This window comes from Stenotrophomonas sp. 115C5 (assembly GCF_056861055.1).
Map to the genome: position 1 here is coordinate 267,867 of NZ_JBSPUQ010000001.1, position 17,209 is coordinate 285,075.

At 66.5% G+C, this 17,209-nt stretch carries 13 protein-coding genes; 12 read left to right on the forward strand and 1 reads right to left on the reverse strand.

The window, feature by feature from the left end; translation table 11 throughout:
* Positions 1-36: 36 nt before the first annotated feature.
* From rseP to AC13FN_RS01355, 10 genes are all read left to right on the forward strand, one after another.
* The gene (gene rseP / locus AC13FN_RS01310; protein ID WP_049436474.1) at positions 37-1,395 is read left to right on the forward strand and encodes an RIP metalloprotease RseP; all 1,359 of its coding nucleotides are present in this window, start codon (positions 37-39) and stop codon (positions 1,393-1,395) included.
* A 74-nt stretch (positions 1,396-1,469) separates the two neighbouring features.
* The gene (gene bamA, locus AC13FN_RS01315; protein WP_049436473.1) at positions 1,470-3,833 is read left to right on the forward strand and encodes an outer membrane protein assembly factor BamA; all 2,364 of its coding nucleotides are present in this window, start codon (positions 1,470-1,472) and stop codon (positions 3,831-3,833) included.
* A 440-nt stretch (positions 3,834-4,273) separates the two neighbouring features.
* Entirely contained in the window at positions 4,274-5,296 is a 1,023-nt protein-coding gene (gene lpxD / locus AC13FN_RS01320; RefSeq protein ID WP_049433841.1) for a UDP-3-O-(3-hydroxymyristoyl)glucosamine N-acyltransferase, read from the forward strand.
* Positions 5,293-5,751, forward strand: coding sequence for a 3-hydroxyacyl-ACP dehydratase FabZ (gene fabZ / locus AC13FN_RS01325; RefSeq protein ID WP_008265823.1), 459 nt, complete (start codon positions 5,293-5,295; stop codon positions 5,749-5,751). The genes lpxD and fabZ overlap by 4 nt, the downstream gene beginning before the upstream one ends.
* Before the next feature lie 16 nt (positions 5,752-5,767).
* Positions 5,768-6,559, forward strand: a complete 792-nt coding sequence (gene lpxA, locus AC13FN_RS01330) for an acyl-ACP--UDP-N-acetylglucosamine O-acyltransferase (RefSeq protein WP_049433842.1) — start codon at positions 5,768-5,770, stop codon at positions 6,557-6,559.
* On the forward strand, positions 6,556-7,815 hold the full coding sequence (lpxB, locus tag AC13FN_RS01335; protein WP_054171329.1) for a lipid-A-disaccharide synthase: 1,260 nt from the start codon (positions 6,556-6,558) through the stop codon (positions 7,813-7,815). Before lpxA ends, lpxB begins: the two co-directional genes overlap by 4 nt.
* Positions 7,812-8,447, forward strand: a complete 636-nt coding sequence (locus AC13FN_RS01340; protein ID WP_054171328.1) for a ribonuclease HII — start codon at positions 7,812-7,814, stop codon at positions 8,445-8,447. The genes lpxB and AC13FN_RS01340 overlap by 4 nt, the downstream gene beginning before the upstream one ends.
* A 228-nt stretch (positions 8,448-8,675) precedes the next feature.
* Positions 8,676-12,266 carry a DNA polymerase III subunit alpha gene (dnaE, locus tag AC13FN_RS01345; protein ID WP_197646192.1) on the forward strand — a complete coding sequence of 1,197 codons (3,591 nt, stop codon included), beginning with the start codon at positions 8,676-8,678 and terminating at the stop codon, positions 12,264-12,266.
* Positions 12,267-12,330: 64 nt separating this feature from the next.
* A complete protein-coding gene (locus AC13FN_RS01350; protein ID WP_054171327.1) occupies positions 12,331-13,200 on the forward strand; it encodes a hypothetical protein in 870 nt (289 codons plus the stop codon).
* Between the two features lie 113 nt (positions 13,201-13,313).
* The gene (locus AC13FN_RS01355) at positions 13,314-14,273 is read left to right on the forward strand and encodes an acetyl-CoA carboxylase carboxyltransferase subunit alpha (protein WP_049433847.1); all 960 of its coding nucleotides are present in this window, start codon (positions 13,314-13,316) and stop codon (positions 14,271-14,273) included.
* A gap of 129 nt (positions 14,274-14,402) precedes the next feature.
* Here the strand turns inward: AC13FN_RS01355 and AC13FN_RS01360 are convergent, their stop codons facing one another.
* A complete protein-coding gene (locus AC13FN_RS01360; protein ID WP_482984286.1) occupies positions 14,403-14,858 on the reverse strand; it encodes a CopD family protein in 456 nt (151 codons plus the stop codon).
* A 149-nt stretch (positions 14,859-15,007) separates the two neighbouring features.
* Here AC13FN_RS01360 and AC13FN_RS01365 point away from each other — a divergent pair, with 149 nt between their 5' ends.
* Positions 15,008-15,598 carry a class I SAM-dependent DNA methyltransferase gene (locus AC13FN_RS01365; RefSeq protein WP_049440893.1) on the forward strand — a complete coding sequence of 197 codons (591 nt, stop codon included), beginning with the start codon at positions 15,008-15,010 and terminating at the stop codon, positions 15,596-15,598.
* 93 nt (positions 15,599-15,691) lie between these two features.
* Positions 15,692-16,999, forward strand: coding sequence for a polyhydroxyalkanoate depolymerase (locus AC13FN_RS01370; protein WP_217015518.1), 1,308 nt, complete (start codon positions 15,692-15,694; stop codon positions 16,997-16,999).
* Positions 17,000-17,209 lie beyond the last annotated feature (210 nt).

The window sequence follows — 17,209 nt, forward strand, 5'->3', positions numbered from 1 at the left end:
TGACGCCGCCGCCCCTGCCCGCCACTGTGAGCCTGCATGACTGACTTCATCGGATCGGTCTGGTGGATGATTGTCAGCCTCGGGCTGCTGGTCACGTTCCACGAGTTCGGGCATTACTGGGTCGGGCGCCTGTGCGGGGTCAAGATCCTGCGCTTCTCGGTCGGCTTCGGCCGGCCGCTGTGGTCGCGCCGGGACAAGCACGGTACCGAATTCGCTATCGCCGCCATCCCGCTGGGCGGTTATGTGAAATTCCTCGACGAACGCGAAGTCGAAGTCCACCCGCACGAGCGCGGCCAGGCCTTCAACCACAAGACCGTCTGGCAGCGCATCGCCATCGTCGCCGCCGGACCGATCGCCAACCTGCTGCTGTGCATCCTGCTGCTGTGGGCGATGTTCGTGATCGGCAAGCAGGATTATTCGCCGACCATCGGCCGTGTCAGCGGCATCGCCGCCAGCGCCGGCCTGACCAGCGGCGACCGCGTGCTGCGCGTGGACGAGCGCCCGGTGGTCACCCTCGGCGAGGCCAGCATGGCGCTGACCGCCGCAGCGATGGACCGCCGCGACGTGAAGCTGGAAGTGCTGGACCCGGCCGATCAGGTGCGCGTGCGCACCCTGCCGCTGTCGCAGCTGCCCTCCGGTTTCGATGAACGACGCGTGCCGATCCTGGCTGGCCTGTACTGGCAGTCGTGGCTGCAACCGGCACGGGTCGATTCGCTCACCGCGGACTCCGTGGTGGCCGGGCAGCTGCAGCCGGGCGATCTGATCGTGGCGATCGACGGCCAGCGCATCGACGGTGCCGACCAGGTCATCGGCGAGATCCAGACGCTGGGCCGCGCTGGCGGCCCGGGCATGATCGAGGTCCTGCGGGGCGGCGAACGCCTGGCGCTGGAAGTCACCCCGCGCCAGGGCAAGGATTCCAAGGGCGAGCCGATCTGGCAGATCGGCGTGCAGTTCCCGACCTCGTTCAGCCCGCCCTATGACACCCTGCTGCGCTATGGCCCGCTCGACGCGGTCACCGTGGCCGTGCGCGAAACAGGCCGCCTGGCGGCCGATTCGCTGGGCATGATGGGCCGCATCGTCACCGGCAAAGCCTCGCTGCAGAACGTTTCCGGGCCAGTGACCATCGCCCGCGTGGCCAATGTTTCAGCCAAACGCGGCCTGGACTGGTTCCTGCAGTTCCTTGCCCTGCTGTCACTCAGCCTGTGCATCATCAACCTGTTGCCGATCCCGATCTTGGACGGCGGCCACCTGCTGTATTACCTTATCGAGTTGGTCAAGGGCAGCCCGCTGAGCGAGCGTGCCATCGCCGCCGGCCAGTACATCGGCCTGGCGTTGCTGGCCGGGCTGATGGGGTTGGCGTTCTACAACGACATCCTCGGCCTGGTCCCGCGATGAACTTTTCCATGTTGTTGCCGTCTACAGCGTCGGCATCCCGCACCAACGAAATCGACCTTCCTACCGGACGTGACATGACGCGACTCCCCAATCGCCGCCTGCTGGCCCTCGCCCTCGCCGCCGTCACCGGCGCTCCCGCCCTGGCCCAGGCAGCCGAGCCCTTCACTGTCAGCGACATCCGCGTGGATGGCCTGCAGCGCATCAGCTCGGGCACGGTATTCACCTACCTGCCGGTGGAGCGTGGCGAGACGGTCACCGACAACAAGGTCGGCGAGACTATCCGCGCCCTGTACAAGACCGGCTTCTTCGAAGACGTGCAGCTGGACCGCCAGGGCAGCATCCTGGTGGTGACCGTCAAGGAACGCCCGGCGATCAACAAGCTGACCGTGACCGGCAACAAGGACATCAAGTCCGAGCAGCTGCTCAAGGGCCTGTCCGACATCGGCCTGACCGAGGGCGGCACCTTCGATCGCCTGAGCCTGGACCGCGTGACCCAGGAACTGCGCCGCCAGTACAACGACCGCGGCAAGTACAACGTCGAGATCACCCCGACGGTGAGCCCGCTGGACCGCAACCGCGTGGACATCGCGATCGCCATCAAGGAAGGCAAGGCGGCCAAGATCCGTCACGTCAACCTGGTCGGCACCGAGAAGTTCGAGAGCAAGGACATCCTGGAGACCTGGGAGTCCAAGGAGCACAACTGGGCGTCGTGGTACCGCCGTGACGACCAGTACTCCAAGGAAAAGCTGTCCGGCGACCTGGAAAAGCTCAATTCCTGGTACCTCGACCGCGGCTATGTCGACTTCAGCATTGATTCGACCCAGGTGTCGATCAGCCCCGACAAGCGCGACATGTTCCTCACCGCCGGCGTGACCGAAGGTGCGCAGTACAAGATCTCCGAGATCAAGGTCAGCGGCGACACGATCCTCCCGCAGGAGGATGTCGAGCGCATGGTGATCCAGAAGTCCGGCGACACGTTCTCGCGTGCGCTGCTGGAATTCAGCTCGGACACCATCACCAACTCGCTGTCGAACATCGGCTACGCGTTCGCCAAGGTGAACCCGATCCCGACCACCAACCGCCCCGAGCAGACCGTGGCGATCAACATGCAGGTCGTGCCCGGCCCGCGCGTGTCGGTGCGTCGCATCCTGTTCCGTGGCAACACGCGTACGTCCGACGAAGTGATGCGTCGCGAAATGCGCCAGTTCGAGAACAGCTGGTACTCGCAGGCCGCGATCGACCGCTCCAAGATCCGCCTGCAGCGCCTGGGCTACTTCGAGTCGGTGGACGTGGAAACCCCGGCCGTCAGCGGCAGCAACGACCAGGTCGACGTCGTCTACAACGTCAAGGAAACCACGTCCGGCAGCTTCGTGTTCGGCCTGGGCTACTCGCAGTCCTACGGCATGACCACCTCGGTGCAGCTGTCGCAGAACAACTTCCTCGGCGGCGGCAACCGCGTGTCGGTCGAAGCCTCGCGCAGCAGCTACCTGCAGCGCTACGGCTTCAGCTACACCAACCCGTACTTCACCGATGACGGCGTGTCGCTGGGCTACAACCTGTCCTGGCGCGAGCTGGACTACTCCGACTTCAACACCGCGCAGTACAACAGCACCAATGGTTCGGCGCAGGTGGTGTTCGGCGTGCCGATCACCGAGACCGATACCGTCTCGCTGATGTTCGGCATCGACAGCAACCAGATCACCACCTACCAGGGCTCGACCCCGCAGTCGATCATCGACTACATCAACGCCGTCGGTAAGCGCACGTTCCATGCCTGGCGCACCGAGCTGGGCTGGGCGCGTGACTCGCGCAACGACTACTTCATGCCGACCCGCGGTACCTACCAGCGCATCGGCCTGGAAACCACGCTGCCGGGTTCGACCATCGAGTACTACAAGCTGAACTACCAGATCAGCAAGTACTGGCCGATCATGCCGTCGCTGGTGATCAACACCCGTGCCGAAGTGGGCTACGGCGATGCCTATGGCAACGACTACACCCGCACGCTGACCAACCCGGACGGCACCACCCGTACGGTGACCGCCAGCGGCCTGCCGTTCTTCGAGAACTTCTACGCCGGCGGTACCAACTCTGTGCGTGGCTTCGAAGACAACACCCTCGGCCCGCGCGAAGTCACCAACGGCTATCCGGAAGGCCAGCCGCTGGGTGGTTCGCTGAAGACCGTCGGTTCGGTCGAAGCCTACTTCCCGCGCCTGTTCGACAGCCCGTCGGCACGTGTATCGGCCTTCGTCGACTTCGGCAACGTCTACAACGGCACCAAGAACTTCAAGGCCAACGAACTGCGCGTGTCCACCGGTGTGGCCCTGCTGTGGCGCGCCCCGGTCGGCCCGATCTCGATCAGCTACGCCTTCCCGCTGAAGAAGGAAGACGATGACAAGATCGAACGGCTGCAATTCACCTTCGGTGGCCAGTTCTAAGAACTGACCACCGAAGGTGCGCCGCGGCTTGCTGCGCAAGCAGCGGGTCCCGACCTACCTCCTATCCCCCGCGCCACTGGCGCGCCCCCCTTAACAGAAGGGGGGCTCTCCACCAGACGGGTCTCGAATCGCCGGGCATTGCCCGGCGTTTTCGTTTAGAAGGGCTGGCGGAAGCGAGCGCTCCGCTTTTGATCTTTCCTGTTTTTCCGTGGCTGGCACTCGCGCCACGCCGTCGGAGGGCGGATGGGTGGGGCCTGCGAGGGTGTGAGCCGCATGGATGCGGCGACCAAGGCTACATGGACGTACTTGCGCCGTCCCTCGCGGGCCCCACCCGTCCGACCCAGCCCACGGGCCTGACTCTGCCAGCCACGAGGGGCCCCGCCGTTGGCCGCAGAACCGCCCCGCATGACCGCAATGGCGTCACACGTTAAACTCCCGCCGTGAATACTCCCACTTACACCGCCCAGCAACTCGCCGAGCAGTTCGGCCTGCAGGTCCATGGCGACCCCGCCACCGCCATCCATGGCGTGGCTACCCTCGCCCATGCCGGACCTGGCCAGCTGACCTTCCTCGCCAATCCACGCTACCGCGCCCAGCTGGCCGACAGCCAGGCCTCGCTGGTGGTCCTGCGTGCCGACGACGCCGAGGCCGCCCCCGGCGCCGCGCTCGTGGCCAAGGACCCGTACACCACCTTCGCCAAGATCGCCGCGCTGTTCGACATTGCGCCGACGCGCCCGCCGGGCATCCACCCCAGCGCCGTCATCGATCCCAGCGCCCAGGTCGCCGCCAGCGCCCATATCGGCCCGTTCGTCTCCATCGGCGCGCGCAGCGTGGTTGGTGAGAACTGCATCATCGGCACTGGCAGCGTGATCGGCGAAGACTGCAGCCTGGACAACGGCTGCGAGCTGATCGCGCGGGTCACCCTGGTCACCCGGGTCAAGCTCGGCAAGCGCGTTCGCGTGCATCCCGGCGCCGTACTCGGCGCCGATGGCTTCGGCCTGGCGATGGACGCCGGCAAGTGGATCAAGGTGCCGCAGCTCGGCGGCGTGCGCATCGGCGACGATTGCGAAATCGGCGCCAACACCTGCGTCGACCGTGGCGCGCTGGAAGACACCGTGCTGGACGAAGACGTGCGCCTGGACAACCTGGTGCAGATCGCGCACAACGTGCAGATCGGCGCGCACTCGGCCATCGCCGGCTGCACCGGCATCGCCGGCAGTGCCAAGATCGGCCGCTACTGCCTGCTCGGCGGCCACGTCGGCGTGGTCGGCCACCTCGAGATCTGCGACAAGGTCGTGATCACCGGCAAGTCGGTGGTCCGCAATTCCATCCATGAGCCGGGCGAGTACTCGTCCGGCACCCCGTTGACCGACAACCGCACGTGGCGCAAGAACGCCGCGCGCTTCAAGCAGCTGGACGCATTGGCTCGCCGCGTCCTGGCTGCTGGCAAGGAGAAAGAATGAACGACACGCTGCAGCTTCCGATCGACGTCTGCCAGATCCAGGAACTGCTCCCGCACCGCTACCCGTTCCTGCTGGTGGACCGGGTGCTTGAGCTCGACATCGAGGCCAAGCGCATCCTTGCGCAGAAGAACGTCAGCATCAACGAGCCGTTCTTCCAGGGTCACTTCCCGGGCCGCCCGATCATGCCCGGCGTGCTGATCATCGAAGCGCTGGCGCAGGCCGGTGGCGTGATGACCCAGCTCACGCTCGGCCGTGACTCGCAGTCCAAGCTGTTCTACATGGTCAAGGTGGAAAACGCCCGCTTCAACAAGCAGGTCGTTCCCGGCGATGTGCTGATGCTGGACGTGCAGATGAAGCGCCTGATCCGCAACATGGGCTGGTACTACGGCGAAGCCAAGGTCAACGGTGAAGTCGTTGCCTCGGCCGAAGTCATGTGTGCCGGCGCCAAGGGCTGATCCACTGGAGGCAGGAATGACTGACAACGCACCGCGGATCCACCCGACCGCCGTCATCGACCCGGCCGCGCGCCTGGCCGATGACGTCCAGGTGGGCGCGTTCACCCTGATCGGCGCCGATGTGGAAATCGGTGCCGGCACGGTGGTCGGCCCCCACTGCAGCATCCACGGCCCGACGAAGATCGGCCGCGACAACCGCTTCATCGGCCACGCAGCGGTCGGTGGCGAACCGCAGGACAAGAAGTATGCAGGGGAGCGCACCGAGCTGGTGATCGGCGACCGCAATGTGTTCCGCGAGTTCGTCACACTGAACCGTGGCACCGGCGGCGGCGGCGGCATCACCACCATCGGCAACGACAACTGGATGCTGGCCTACACGCACGTGGCGCATGACTGCCATGTCGGCAACTTCTGCGTGTTCTCCAACAACACCACCCTGGCCGGCCACGTGACCGTGGGCGACTACGTGATCATCAGCGGCTTCGCCGGTGCCCACCAGTTCTGCCGGATCGGCGCGCATGCCTTCCTCGGCATGGGGGCGCTGACCAATGGCGACGTTCCGCCGTTCACCATGGTCGGCACCGATTCGCTGGGCCGCCCGCGCGGCATCAACAGCGAAGGCCTGAAGCGCCGCGGTTTCGATGCCGAGCGCATTTCCGCCATCAAGCGTGCCTACCGCACCCTGTACGTGGCGGGCCTGCCGCTGGCCGAAGCCAAGGTGCAGCTGACCGAACAGGCGCGTGACAGCGATGACGTGAAGGCCATGCTGGACTTCATCGAGCACGCCGAGAGGCCCTTGCTGCGATGAGCAGCACGACCGGCCAGGCGCCGGCCGGCGCCGCCGTGATTCCGCTGGCCTCGATGACCGGCAGCGTCCCCGCGCAACGGGTGCTCAGCGAGCGCCCGTTGCGGATCGCCCTGGTGGCCGGTGAGGCCTCTGGCGATCTGCTCGGTGCGGGCCTGGTTCGCGAACTCAAAGCGCGCTTCCCGAATGCCGAGTTCGCCGGCATCGGAGGCGACGCCATGCGCAGCGCCGGCTGCCAGACCTGGCACGATGCCAGCGAGCTGGCGGTGATGGGCCTGACCGAAGTGCTGCGCCATCTGCCGCGCCTGCTGAAGCTGCGCTCGGCGTTCCGCCAGCGTGCGCTGGACTGGCAGCCGGACGTGTTCATCGGCATCGACGCCCCCGACTTCAACCTGGGCATCGAGCGCTGGCTGAAGCAGCGTGGCGTGCGCACCGTGCATTACGTCAGCCCCTCGGTCTGGGCCTGGCGTGAGAAGCGTGCCGAGAAGATCGGCAGCAGCGCCGACCTGGTGCTGTGCCTGTTCCCGATGGAACCGCCCATCTATGCCAAGCACGGCATCGACGCGCGCTTCGTCGGCCATCCGATGGCCGACGACATTCCGCTGCAGGGCAACCGCGAGGAAGCGCGCGCCGCGCTTGGCCTGCCGACTTCGGCCAAGGTGCTGGCGGTGCTGCCGGGCAGCCGCCTGGGCGAAATCTCGCGCCTGGGCGAGCCGTTCTTCGAAGCCGCCTGGCAGGTCTCCGAGCGCATCCCCGGCCTGCACGTGGTGGTGCCTGCCGCCAACCCCGCATGCAAGCGGCTGATCGAAGAGCAGCTGTCGCGCTCGGCGCTGCCGGTCGCGTACTCGCATGTACTCGACGGTCAGGCCCGCAACGCCATGATCGCCGCCGACGTGGTGGTGCTGGCGTCCGGTACCGCGACCCTGGAGGCGATGCTGGTGAAGCGGCCGATGGTGGTCGGCTACCGTGTCAACGAACTGACCTATCGTCTGGTCAAGGCATTCGGCCTGATCAAGGTCGACCGCTTCGCCCTGCCCAACATCCTGGCCGGGCAGGACCTGGCACCGGAACTGATGCAGCACGACTGCACGCCGGACAAGCTGGCCGCGGCCATCCAGCAGTGGTTCGACCACCCACAGCGGGTGACCGACCTGCAGGGCACCTATGCCCGCCTGCATGAGCGCCTGCGCCGCAATGCTTCGGCACGTGCCGCCGACGCCGTCGGCGAGCTGCTGATGCGCGACCAGGCCCAGGCATGAGCCGCCGCCACGCCGCAGCGGCCAGCCTGGCCCTGTTCGATGGCAGCGCGGTAATCGAGCCGGAACGCCTGGTTGCCGGCGTCGATGAGGCAGGCCGTGGTCCGCTCGCCGGGCCGGTGGCGGTGGCGGCGGTGGTGTTCGACCCGGCGCGGCCACGCATCAACGGCCTGGACGATTCCAAGCAGCTCACTGCGGCGCGCCGCGAGCAGCTGCATGACCGCATCATCGAGCGCGCCCTTGCCTGGCACGTGGTGCTGGTGGACGTGGACACCATCGACCGCCTGAACATCTACCAGGCCACCCTGCAGGGCATGCGCGATGTCGTCGCCGCGGTCGCCCACGTGGCCGGCTTCGCGCGCATCGACGGCAACGTGGTGCCCAAGGGCCTGGTACTGCCGGCGCAGGCGCTGATCGGCGGCGATGGCATCGACCGCGCGATCATGGCCGCATCGATCCTGGCCAAGGTCTCGCGCGACCGTTACATGCTGGACGTGCATGCCCGCCACCCGCAGTACGGCTTCGAGCAACACAAGGGCTACGGCACCCCGGCCCACCTGGCCGCCCTGCGCGAGCACGGCCCCTGCATGGAGCACCGGCGCAGCTTCGCCCCGGTGCGCGAGTGCCTCGGTTGACCTTGTAGAGCCGAGCCCATGCTCGGCTTTCCGCAGCAGCCGAGCGTGGGCTCGGCTCTACAGGAAACGGCCTCCCGCACGCCTGAACCCGGTCGTCCTCCGGGCATGTCAAGAGCTTGTCGCGCCTCCCCGCCCTCGCTACCCTGACCGGGCACTCCAGCGCTTCCCGACCCCGGCGACGATTTCCCCGTCGGCACCCGGGGCCCGCGCGCTCCAACCTGGTCCGGCATGTCCAACTCCCGCTTCGTACATCTCCACGTCCACACCGAGTTCTCGCTGGCGGACTCCACCATCCGTGTGCCGGCCAAACCGGACCAGGCGGACCCGAAGAAGGCCAAGCAGGCCAACCTGCTGTCGCGTTCGGTCGAGCTCGGCCTGCCCGCGCTGGCAGTGACCGACCTCAACAACCTGTTCGCCCTGGTCAAGTTCTACAAGGCCGCCGAAGGCGTGGGCATCAAGCCGATCGCCGGCGCCGACGTGCTGATTGCCGAGGAAGGCCAGGACCCGTGGCGGATGACCCTGCTGTGCCGCGATCGCGAAGGCTACCTGAGCCTGTCGCGGCTGCTGACCCGCGCCTGGATGGAAGGCCATCGCCCCGAGGGCGGCGTGGCCGTGCACCCGGACTGGCTGAAGGCAGGCAACGCCAACCTGTTCGCATTGGCCGGGCGGCAGAGCCTGGCCGGGCGCCTGGCGCTGGACGGCAAGCATGAACTGGCCGAGCAGCAGCTGGCCGACTGGCAGCGCGTGTTCGGCGATGGCCTGCACCTGGAGCTGACCCGCACCGGCCGCGAAGGCGAGGAAACCTTCAACCAGTTCGCGCTGATGGCCGCCGGCCAGCGTGGCCTGCCGGTGGTGGCCAGCAACGACGTGCGCTTCCTGTCGCCGTCGGACTTCAGCGCGCACGAAGCGCGCGTGTGCATTTCCACCGGCCGTGTGCTGGACGACCCCAAGCGCCCGCGCGAGTACAGCGACCAGCAGTACCTGAAGTCGGCCGAGGAAATGTGCGCGCTGTTCGCCGACATCCCCGATGCGATCGACAACACGCTGGCGCTGGCCGAGCGCTGCAACATCGAGATGCGGCTGGGCACCTACTTCCTGCCCAACTATCCGGTGCCGGACGACGAGACCCTGGACACCTGGATCCAGAAGATGTCGCGCGATGGCCTGGAAGAGCGCCTGGAGAAGAATCCGCTGGCCCCGGGCAAGACCCGCGAAGAGTACTTCGAGCGCCTGGAGTTCGAGCTCAACACCATCATCAAGATGGGCTTCCCGGGCTACTTCCTGATCGTGGCCGACTTCATCCAGTGGGGCAAGAACCAGGGCATCCCGATCGGCCCCGGCCGTGGTTCGGGTGCCGGTTCGCTGGTGGCCTGGGCGCTGAAGATCACCGATCTGGACCCGTTGCCGTACAACCTGCTGTTCGAGCGCTTCCTGAATCCGGAACGCGTGTCGATGCCCGACTTCGACATCGACTTCTGCATGGACCGCCGCGACGAGGTGATCGACTACGTCGCGCGCAAGTACGGGCGCGAGCGCGTCAGCCAGATCATCACTTACGGCACCATGGCCGCCAAGGCGGTGGTGCGCGACTCCGGCCGCGTGCTGGGCTTCCCGTACGGCCTGGTCGATGGTGTTTCCAAGCTGATCCCGAACATCCTCGGCATCCACCTGAAGGATGCACTGGGCAAGGGCAAGGAAGGCCCCAGCTCGGAAATGGCCTCGGCCGAACTGATCCAGCGCTACGAGACCGAGGACGATGTCCGCGACCTGATCGACCTGGCGCTGCAGCTGGAAGACCTGACCCGCAACGCCGGCAAGCATGCCGGTGGCGTGGTGATCGGGCCCGAGCCGCTGAGTGAGTTCTGCCCGCTGTACGCCGAACACGACGAGAACGGGCTGGGCAAGAACCCGGTCACCCAGTTCGACAAGAACGACGTGGAAGAAGTGGGCCTGGTGAAGTTCGACTTCCTCGGCCTGCGCACGCTGACCATCATCGACTGGGCGGTGAAGGCGATCAACAAGCGCCACGAGCGCGCCGGCATCCCGCCGGTGGACATCGCCGCGATTCCGCTCGACGACACGCCCACCTACAAGGACATCTTCGCCAACGGCAACACCGGCGCGGTATTCCAGTTCGAATCCTCGGGCATGCGCCGCCTGCTGAAGGACGCGCGCCCCGACCGTTTCGAAGACCTGATCGCGCTGGTGTCGCTGTACCGCCCTGGCCCGATGGACCTGATTCCTTCGTTCAACGCGCGCAAGCACGGCCAGGAAGAAATCATCTATCCCGATCCGCGCACCGAAGCGATCCTGAAGGACACCTACGGCATCATGGTGTACCAGGAGCAGGTGATGCAGATGGCGCAGATCGTCGGCGGCTACTCGCTGGGCGGCGCCGACCTGCTGCGCCGCGCGATGGGCAAGAAGGTGCCGGCCGAAATGGCCAAGCACCGCGAGATCTTCCGCGAAGGCGCGGCCAAGGACGGCGTCGACGAGGCCAAAGCCGATGCGATCTTCGACCTGATGGAGAAGTTCGCCGGCTACGGCTTCAACAAGTCGCACGCCGCCGCCTATGCGCTGGTCAGCTACCAGACCGCGTGGCTGAAGCGCCATTACCCGGCCGAGTTCATGGCGGCCACGCTGTCCTCGGACCTGGACAACACCGAGAAGGTGGTCGGCTTCCTGGACGAGGTGCGCAACCTCGGCCTGACCGTGCTGCCGCCGAAGGTGAACCACTCCGCCTTCATGTTCGAAGCCGTCACCCCGGACACCATCCAGTACGGCCTGGGCGCGATCAAGGGCGTCGGCCAGGGTGCCTGCGAAGCGGTGGTGGACGAGCGCCTGAAGGGTGGCGACTACAAGGACCTGCTCGACTTCTGCACCCGCGTCGGCTCGGCCAAGCTCAACCGGCGCACGCTGGAAGCGATGATCAACTGTGGTGCGCTGGATGAGCTCGGTCGCAACCGTGCCTCCCTGATGCTGCAGTTGCCGGAAGTGATCAAGGCCACTGATCAGATGGCGCGCGAGCGTGCGTCCGGGCAGAACTCGCTGTTTGGCGGGCCCGACCCGAGCACCGTGTCGATTCAGCTGGACCTGCCCGAAGCCGAAGAATGGCCGTTGCTGCAGCGCCTCAACGGCGAGCGCGACACGCTCGGTTTCTACCTCAGCGGCCACCCGTTCGATCCCTGGCGCGACGATGTGCGCGATCTGGTAGGCAACGACCTGGGTTCGGTGGAGAAGATCTGGAGCGCCAACAGCGGTGGTGGTGGTGGCGGCGAGAAGCGCTGGCGCCCGGAAGTACAGACCGTACTGGCCGGCCAGGTGGTTGGCGTGCGCCGCAAGGGCGAGAGCCAGATCTTCATCCAGCTCGAAGACGGCCGCGGCCGCGTCGAGTGCAGCGCGTTCTCCGACGCGATGGCCGAGTTCGGTCACCTGATGACCAAGGACCGCATCCTGGTGGTCAAAGGCGGCCTGCGCGAGGACGAGTTCAACGGCGGCTACGCGCTGCGCATCCGCCAGTGCTGGGACTTCGACGAGGTCTGCGCCAACTACGCCACGCGGTTGTCGCTGCGCCTGGACCTGCGCCAGCAGCGCCCGGTCTGGGAGCGCATCGATGCCCTGCTCGACCGCCATCGCCCGGGGCGCACGCCACTGCGCCTGGACCTGCTGCTGAAGGGTCCGCAGGGTGGCATCGCCGGCATGCTTGATGTGTCCGGGCAAAGCGCGGTACGCATTGATTCCAAGCTGATGGAGGCGCTGCGCGCCGACCCGGCCGTGCGCACGCTGAAAGTGCGCTACAGCCCACCGTGGGCCAGCTGAGGCTGGCTCCCTGGTTTTCCTGCCCCCCCTGTTTCCCCGTTCCAAGTATCAAGGACGATTGCCGATGAAGACCCTGCTGTTCCCGTTTGCCGCCGCTCTGGCCCTGGCCGCCTGCTCGCCGTCGAAGATCGAGTTCCAGATCGACAACCCGACCGACACGCCGCTGGCGCTGAGCATCGATGGCAAGGACCTGCCGGTGGCCGCACAGGGTTCGCGCCCGATCTCGCTTGCCGTCGGTGAGCACCGCCTGCACACCGACAAACTGGGCGACGTGCGCTTCATCGTCTACGTCGATGGCCGCGGCGGACTGATCAACCCGACCCTGAGCGAGTACGTGGTCGCCCGCGAGATCTACGTCACCGACGAGAGCAAGCTGAAGAACTTCGGCACCGGCAAGGCGGGCATCGAGCTTGGTGGGGTCGACTTCGAAGGCCCGTTCGAGAAGCACCACGAACTGTTCATCGACAAGACCTGGACCTACGACGTGCGCGAGCCCTTCCCGAAGGAAAAGGTGGTGGCCCACGTCGATGCCAGCGGCGGCCAGATCGTCGCCAAGGTGTTCACTGCCCCCGACTTCATCGCCTACGTCGAGGAAGGCATGGACGAGCCCGGCGCGTTCAAGCGTGAGCAACCGGCCGGCTACGTGGCCCCGACCTACCGCCTGGAACCGGCCCCGGCCAGCCTGCCGGCGCTGGTACCGGCCTTCGAGGCGCATGCCGCGCCGCTGCGCGAGGTCTATGCGCACTGGCTGAAGGCAACCACCGCCGATGAACAGAAGGCCCTGCGCAAGCAGGACTTCGCCGCGCAGATGGCCTTCACCTCGGCCACCGCCACCCTGGGCAGCGGGCTGGGCCGGGAGGCCAACGAGGCCTACAACGACTTCGTTTCCCAGCGCAGCCAGCTGATGGGCCGCAGCGCCCTGGTGGTGCCCTGAGCTGACTGGCGCGCCCTGCCCGGCTGCGCTACCGTCGCCTTCCAGACGAAGGCGTACGGGTGGTTTGCACGCATTCGGCTAGAATTCCCCTCTTCTTTACACGACGGCTTCCGATGAATCCGAACTACCTCGACTTCGAGCAACCCATCGCCGACCTGGAAGCCAAGATCCAGGAACTGCGCAACGCCAGTGCCGGGCCGGCGGTCAATGTCGAGGCGGAAGTGCACGCGCTGCAGGACAAGCTGCGCATGCGCACCGCGCAGATCTTCCGCAACCTGACCTCGTGGCAGGTGCTGCAGCTGGCCCGTCATCCGTCGCGCCCGTATACCGCCGACTACCTCCGCGTCATGTTCGACGAGTTCCAGGAGCTGGCCGGCGACCGTGCCTTCGCCGACGACAAGGCGATCATGGGTGGCCTGGCCCGCATCAACGGCCGTGCGGTGATGGTGATCGGCCACCAGAAGGGCCGTGACACCAAGGAAAAGATCAAGCGCAACTTCGGCATGCCCAAGCCGGAGGGCTACCGCAAGGCCCTGCGCCTGATGAAGATGGCCGAGCGTTTCGGCCTGCCGGTGCTGACCCTGATCGACACCGCCGGCGCCTGGCCGGGCATCGACGCCGAATCGCGCGGCCAGTCCGAAGCGATCGCGCGCAACCTGATCGAGATGGCCGAACTGAAGGTGCCGATCATCTGCACCGTGATCGGAGAAGGCGGCTCCGGCGGCGCGCTGGCGCTGGGCGTGGGCGACCGCACCGTGATGCTGGAATACTCGGTGTACTCGACCATCACCCCGGAAGGCTGCGCCTCGATCCTGTGGAAGGATGCCGGCAAGGCCAAGGACGCGGCCGAACAGCTGGGCCTGACCGCCCCGCGCCTGAAGAGCCTGGGCCTGGTCGACAAGGTCGTGCGCGAGCCCACCGGCGGCGCCCACCGCAACCCGACCCAGATGGCCAAGCGCCTGAAGGCCGTGCTACTGAACGAACTGGACGCGCTGGACAAGCTGTCCACCGAACAGCTGCTGGAACAGCGCTACAAGCGCCTGCGCAGCTACGGCACGTACGAAGCCGCATAAGACCGGTAGTGCCGGCCGCTGGCCGGCAACATGCAGGTGCTCGTAGAAACGAAAGAGCCGGGCAGATGCCCGGCTCTTTCATTTGCGCGTTGACGGCACCCACGCATGGCGTGGATCTGCCGGACCATTTCAGAACGGCTTGGCCAGCACCAGCCACACGATCGGAATGAAGGCCAGCAACGGGATCTCGTTGATCCAGCGCAGCGTGCGCGACGACGGCAGCGCCCTGCCCTTGCCCACGCCCTTGAGCAGGCGGCCGATCCAGCTGAAGTACACCAGCAGCAGCACCACCAGCCCCAGCTTGGCATGCAGCCAGCCGGCGCCACCGGGCGCGACCATGGTCGGGAAATCGGGGATGACCTTGTAGCCCAGCCACAGCACCAGGCCGAGCAGGAATGCCAGCCCGAACATCGAGTGGCCAAAGCGGTACAGGCGCAGGCCCATCAGCTGCAGGCGCTCGGTCACCGCCGGCTGGCCTGCAGTCTCGGCCAGGTTCACCAGAATGCGCGGCAGGTAGAACACCGTGGCCATCCACGCCACCACGAACACGATGTGGAAGGTCTTGACCAAGTAGTAGCTCTGCATGCGCTCGCTCCGGCGGCTGGCGTAGGTTGGCGGCCATTCTCGCATGCCGTGGCGAAGCCGCCGCAGGCACGCTCGCCGCGACACATCGACGCATGGCGCGCCGCAACACCGTACGATAGGCGCCGTTTTCCCCGATCGCGCACCGCCCCATGGACAAGACTTACGACGCCGCCTACTTCCAACGCTGGTACCGCCGTGCCGACATCGGCGGCAGCGCCCGCCTGGCGCGCAAGGTCGCGTTGGCCGTGGCCAGCGCCGAGTACTACCTGGAGCGGCCGATCCGCAGCGTGCTGGATATCGGCTGCGGCGAAGGCGCCTGGCGCGCGCCGCTGCTGAAGCTGCGTCCGAAGGTCGAATACCTCGGCTTCGACAGCAGCGAGTACGCTGTGCGCCGCTACGGCAGGACCCGCAACCTGCACCTGGCCCGCTTCGGCGACTTCGCCTGGCTGCGACCCTGCGCCCCGGTCGACCTGCTGGTGTGTTCGGACGTGATGCACTACGTGCCCGACCGCGAGCTGCGTGCCGGCCTGGCCGGCGTGGCGGAGCTGACCGGCGGCGTGGCCTTCCTGGAGACCTTCGCCGCCGAGGACGCGTTCGAGGGCGACCATGACGGCTTCCAGGCCCGACCGGCACGCTGGTACCGCCGCACGCTGGCCCGGCACGGCCTGCAGCCGGTAGGGTCGCACTGCTGGCTCGGCCCCGCCCTGGCAGGCGATGCGGCCGCGCTGGAACGGATGTGAATCCGGATTCATTATTTTCAGCCAACTTAACCTGCGGGACACCCGGATGGGATATGCTGCGCGGCAACATATGACCATACATATTCGGTCGTCATGCTCTATCAACTGCACGAACTGACCCGCAACCTGCTCGCCCCCTGGGTGCACCAGGCCCAGGCCAACGCCAAGTTCTTCGCCAACCAGGGCCACTGGTGGTCGCAGATGCCCGGCGCTGATCGCCTGGCGGCGGTCAATGAGCTGTTCCATCGCATCGGCAAGGATTACGAGAAGCCCGAATGGGGCATCAACGAAATCGACGTCGATGGCGAACGCGTGCCGATCGTCGTGCACGAGGAAGTGAGCAAGCCGTTCTGCAAGCTGCTGCGCTTCAAGCGCCACAGCAATGAAGCCGACCAGCTGCACACGATGCTCAACCAGCCGTTCGTGCTGGTGGTGGCGCCGCTGTCCGGCCACCACGCCACGCTGCTGCGCGATACCGTGCGCACGCTGCTGCGCGACCACCGCGTGTACGTCACCGACTGGGTCGACGCGCGCATGGTGCCGTCCAGCGAAGGTGAGTTCGGCCTGGACGATTACATCGCCTACATCCAGGAATTCATCCGCCACCTCGGCGTCGAGCGCCTGCACGTGGTGAGCGTGTGCCAGCCGACCGTACCGGTGCTGGCTGCGGTTTCGCTGATGGCCAGCCGTGGCGAGCCGACGCCGCGCACGCTGGTGATGATGGGTGGCCCGATCGATGCGCGCTGCAGCCCGACCGCAGTGAACAACCTGGCCACGCAGAACCCGCTGTCGTGGTTCGAGAACAACGTCATCCACACCGTGCCGGCCAGCTATCCCGGCGCCGGCCGTCGCGTGTATCCGGGCTTCCTGCAGCACGCCGGCTTCCTGTCGATGAACCCGAGCCGCCACTTCAGCTCGCACTGGGATTTCTACACCGACCTGGTCAAGGGCGACCTGGAAGACGCCGACGCGCACCGTCGTTTCTACGACGAGTACAACGCGGTGCTGGACATGCCGGCCAAGTACTACCTCGATACCATCCGCGTGGTGTTCCAGGACTTCCTGCTGCCGCGTGGCGAGTGGGTGGTCAACGGCGAGAAGGTCGATCCGTCGGCGATCCGCGATACCGCGCTGCTGAGCATCGAGGGCGAGCTGGACGACATCGCCGGCCTCGGCCAGACCGAAGCCGCGCAGGCGCTGTGCACCGGCATCACTGCGGACCGCCGTGAGCATTTCATCGTCGAAGGTGCCGGCCACTACGGCATCTTCAGCGGCCGTCGCTGGCGCGAGGTGGTGTACCCGAAGGTGCGCGACTTCTTCGCCGCGCATGCCGAAGCACCGGCGGCGAAGGTCACGAAGAAGAAGAGCAACGTCACCCCGTTGCGGCGAAAGGCGGGGTAATTCCCCCGTGCTGGGTGCCGACCTTGGTCGGTACGCCCTGGTGGATGCCAACCTTGGTTGGCGCTCCACCAGAGCGGAGCTCGCCGAACATCCCGGTAGCTGATGGAGCGTGCCAACCAAGGTTGGCACCTACCAGCGCGGAGCCCGTCAAACATCCCGACGTTGATGGTGATGCCAACCAAGGTTGGCACCTACCAAGGCACCGACTCC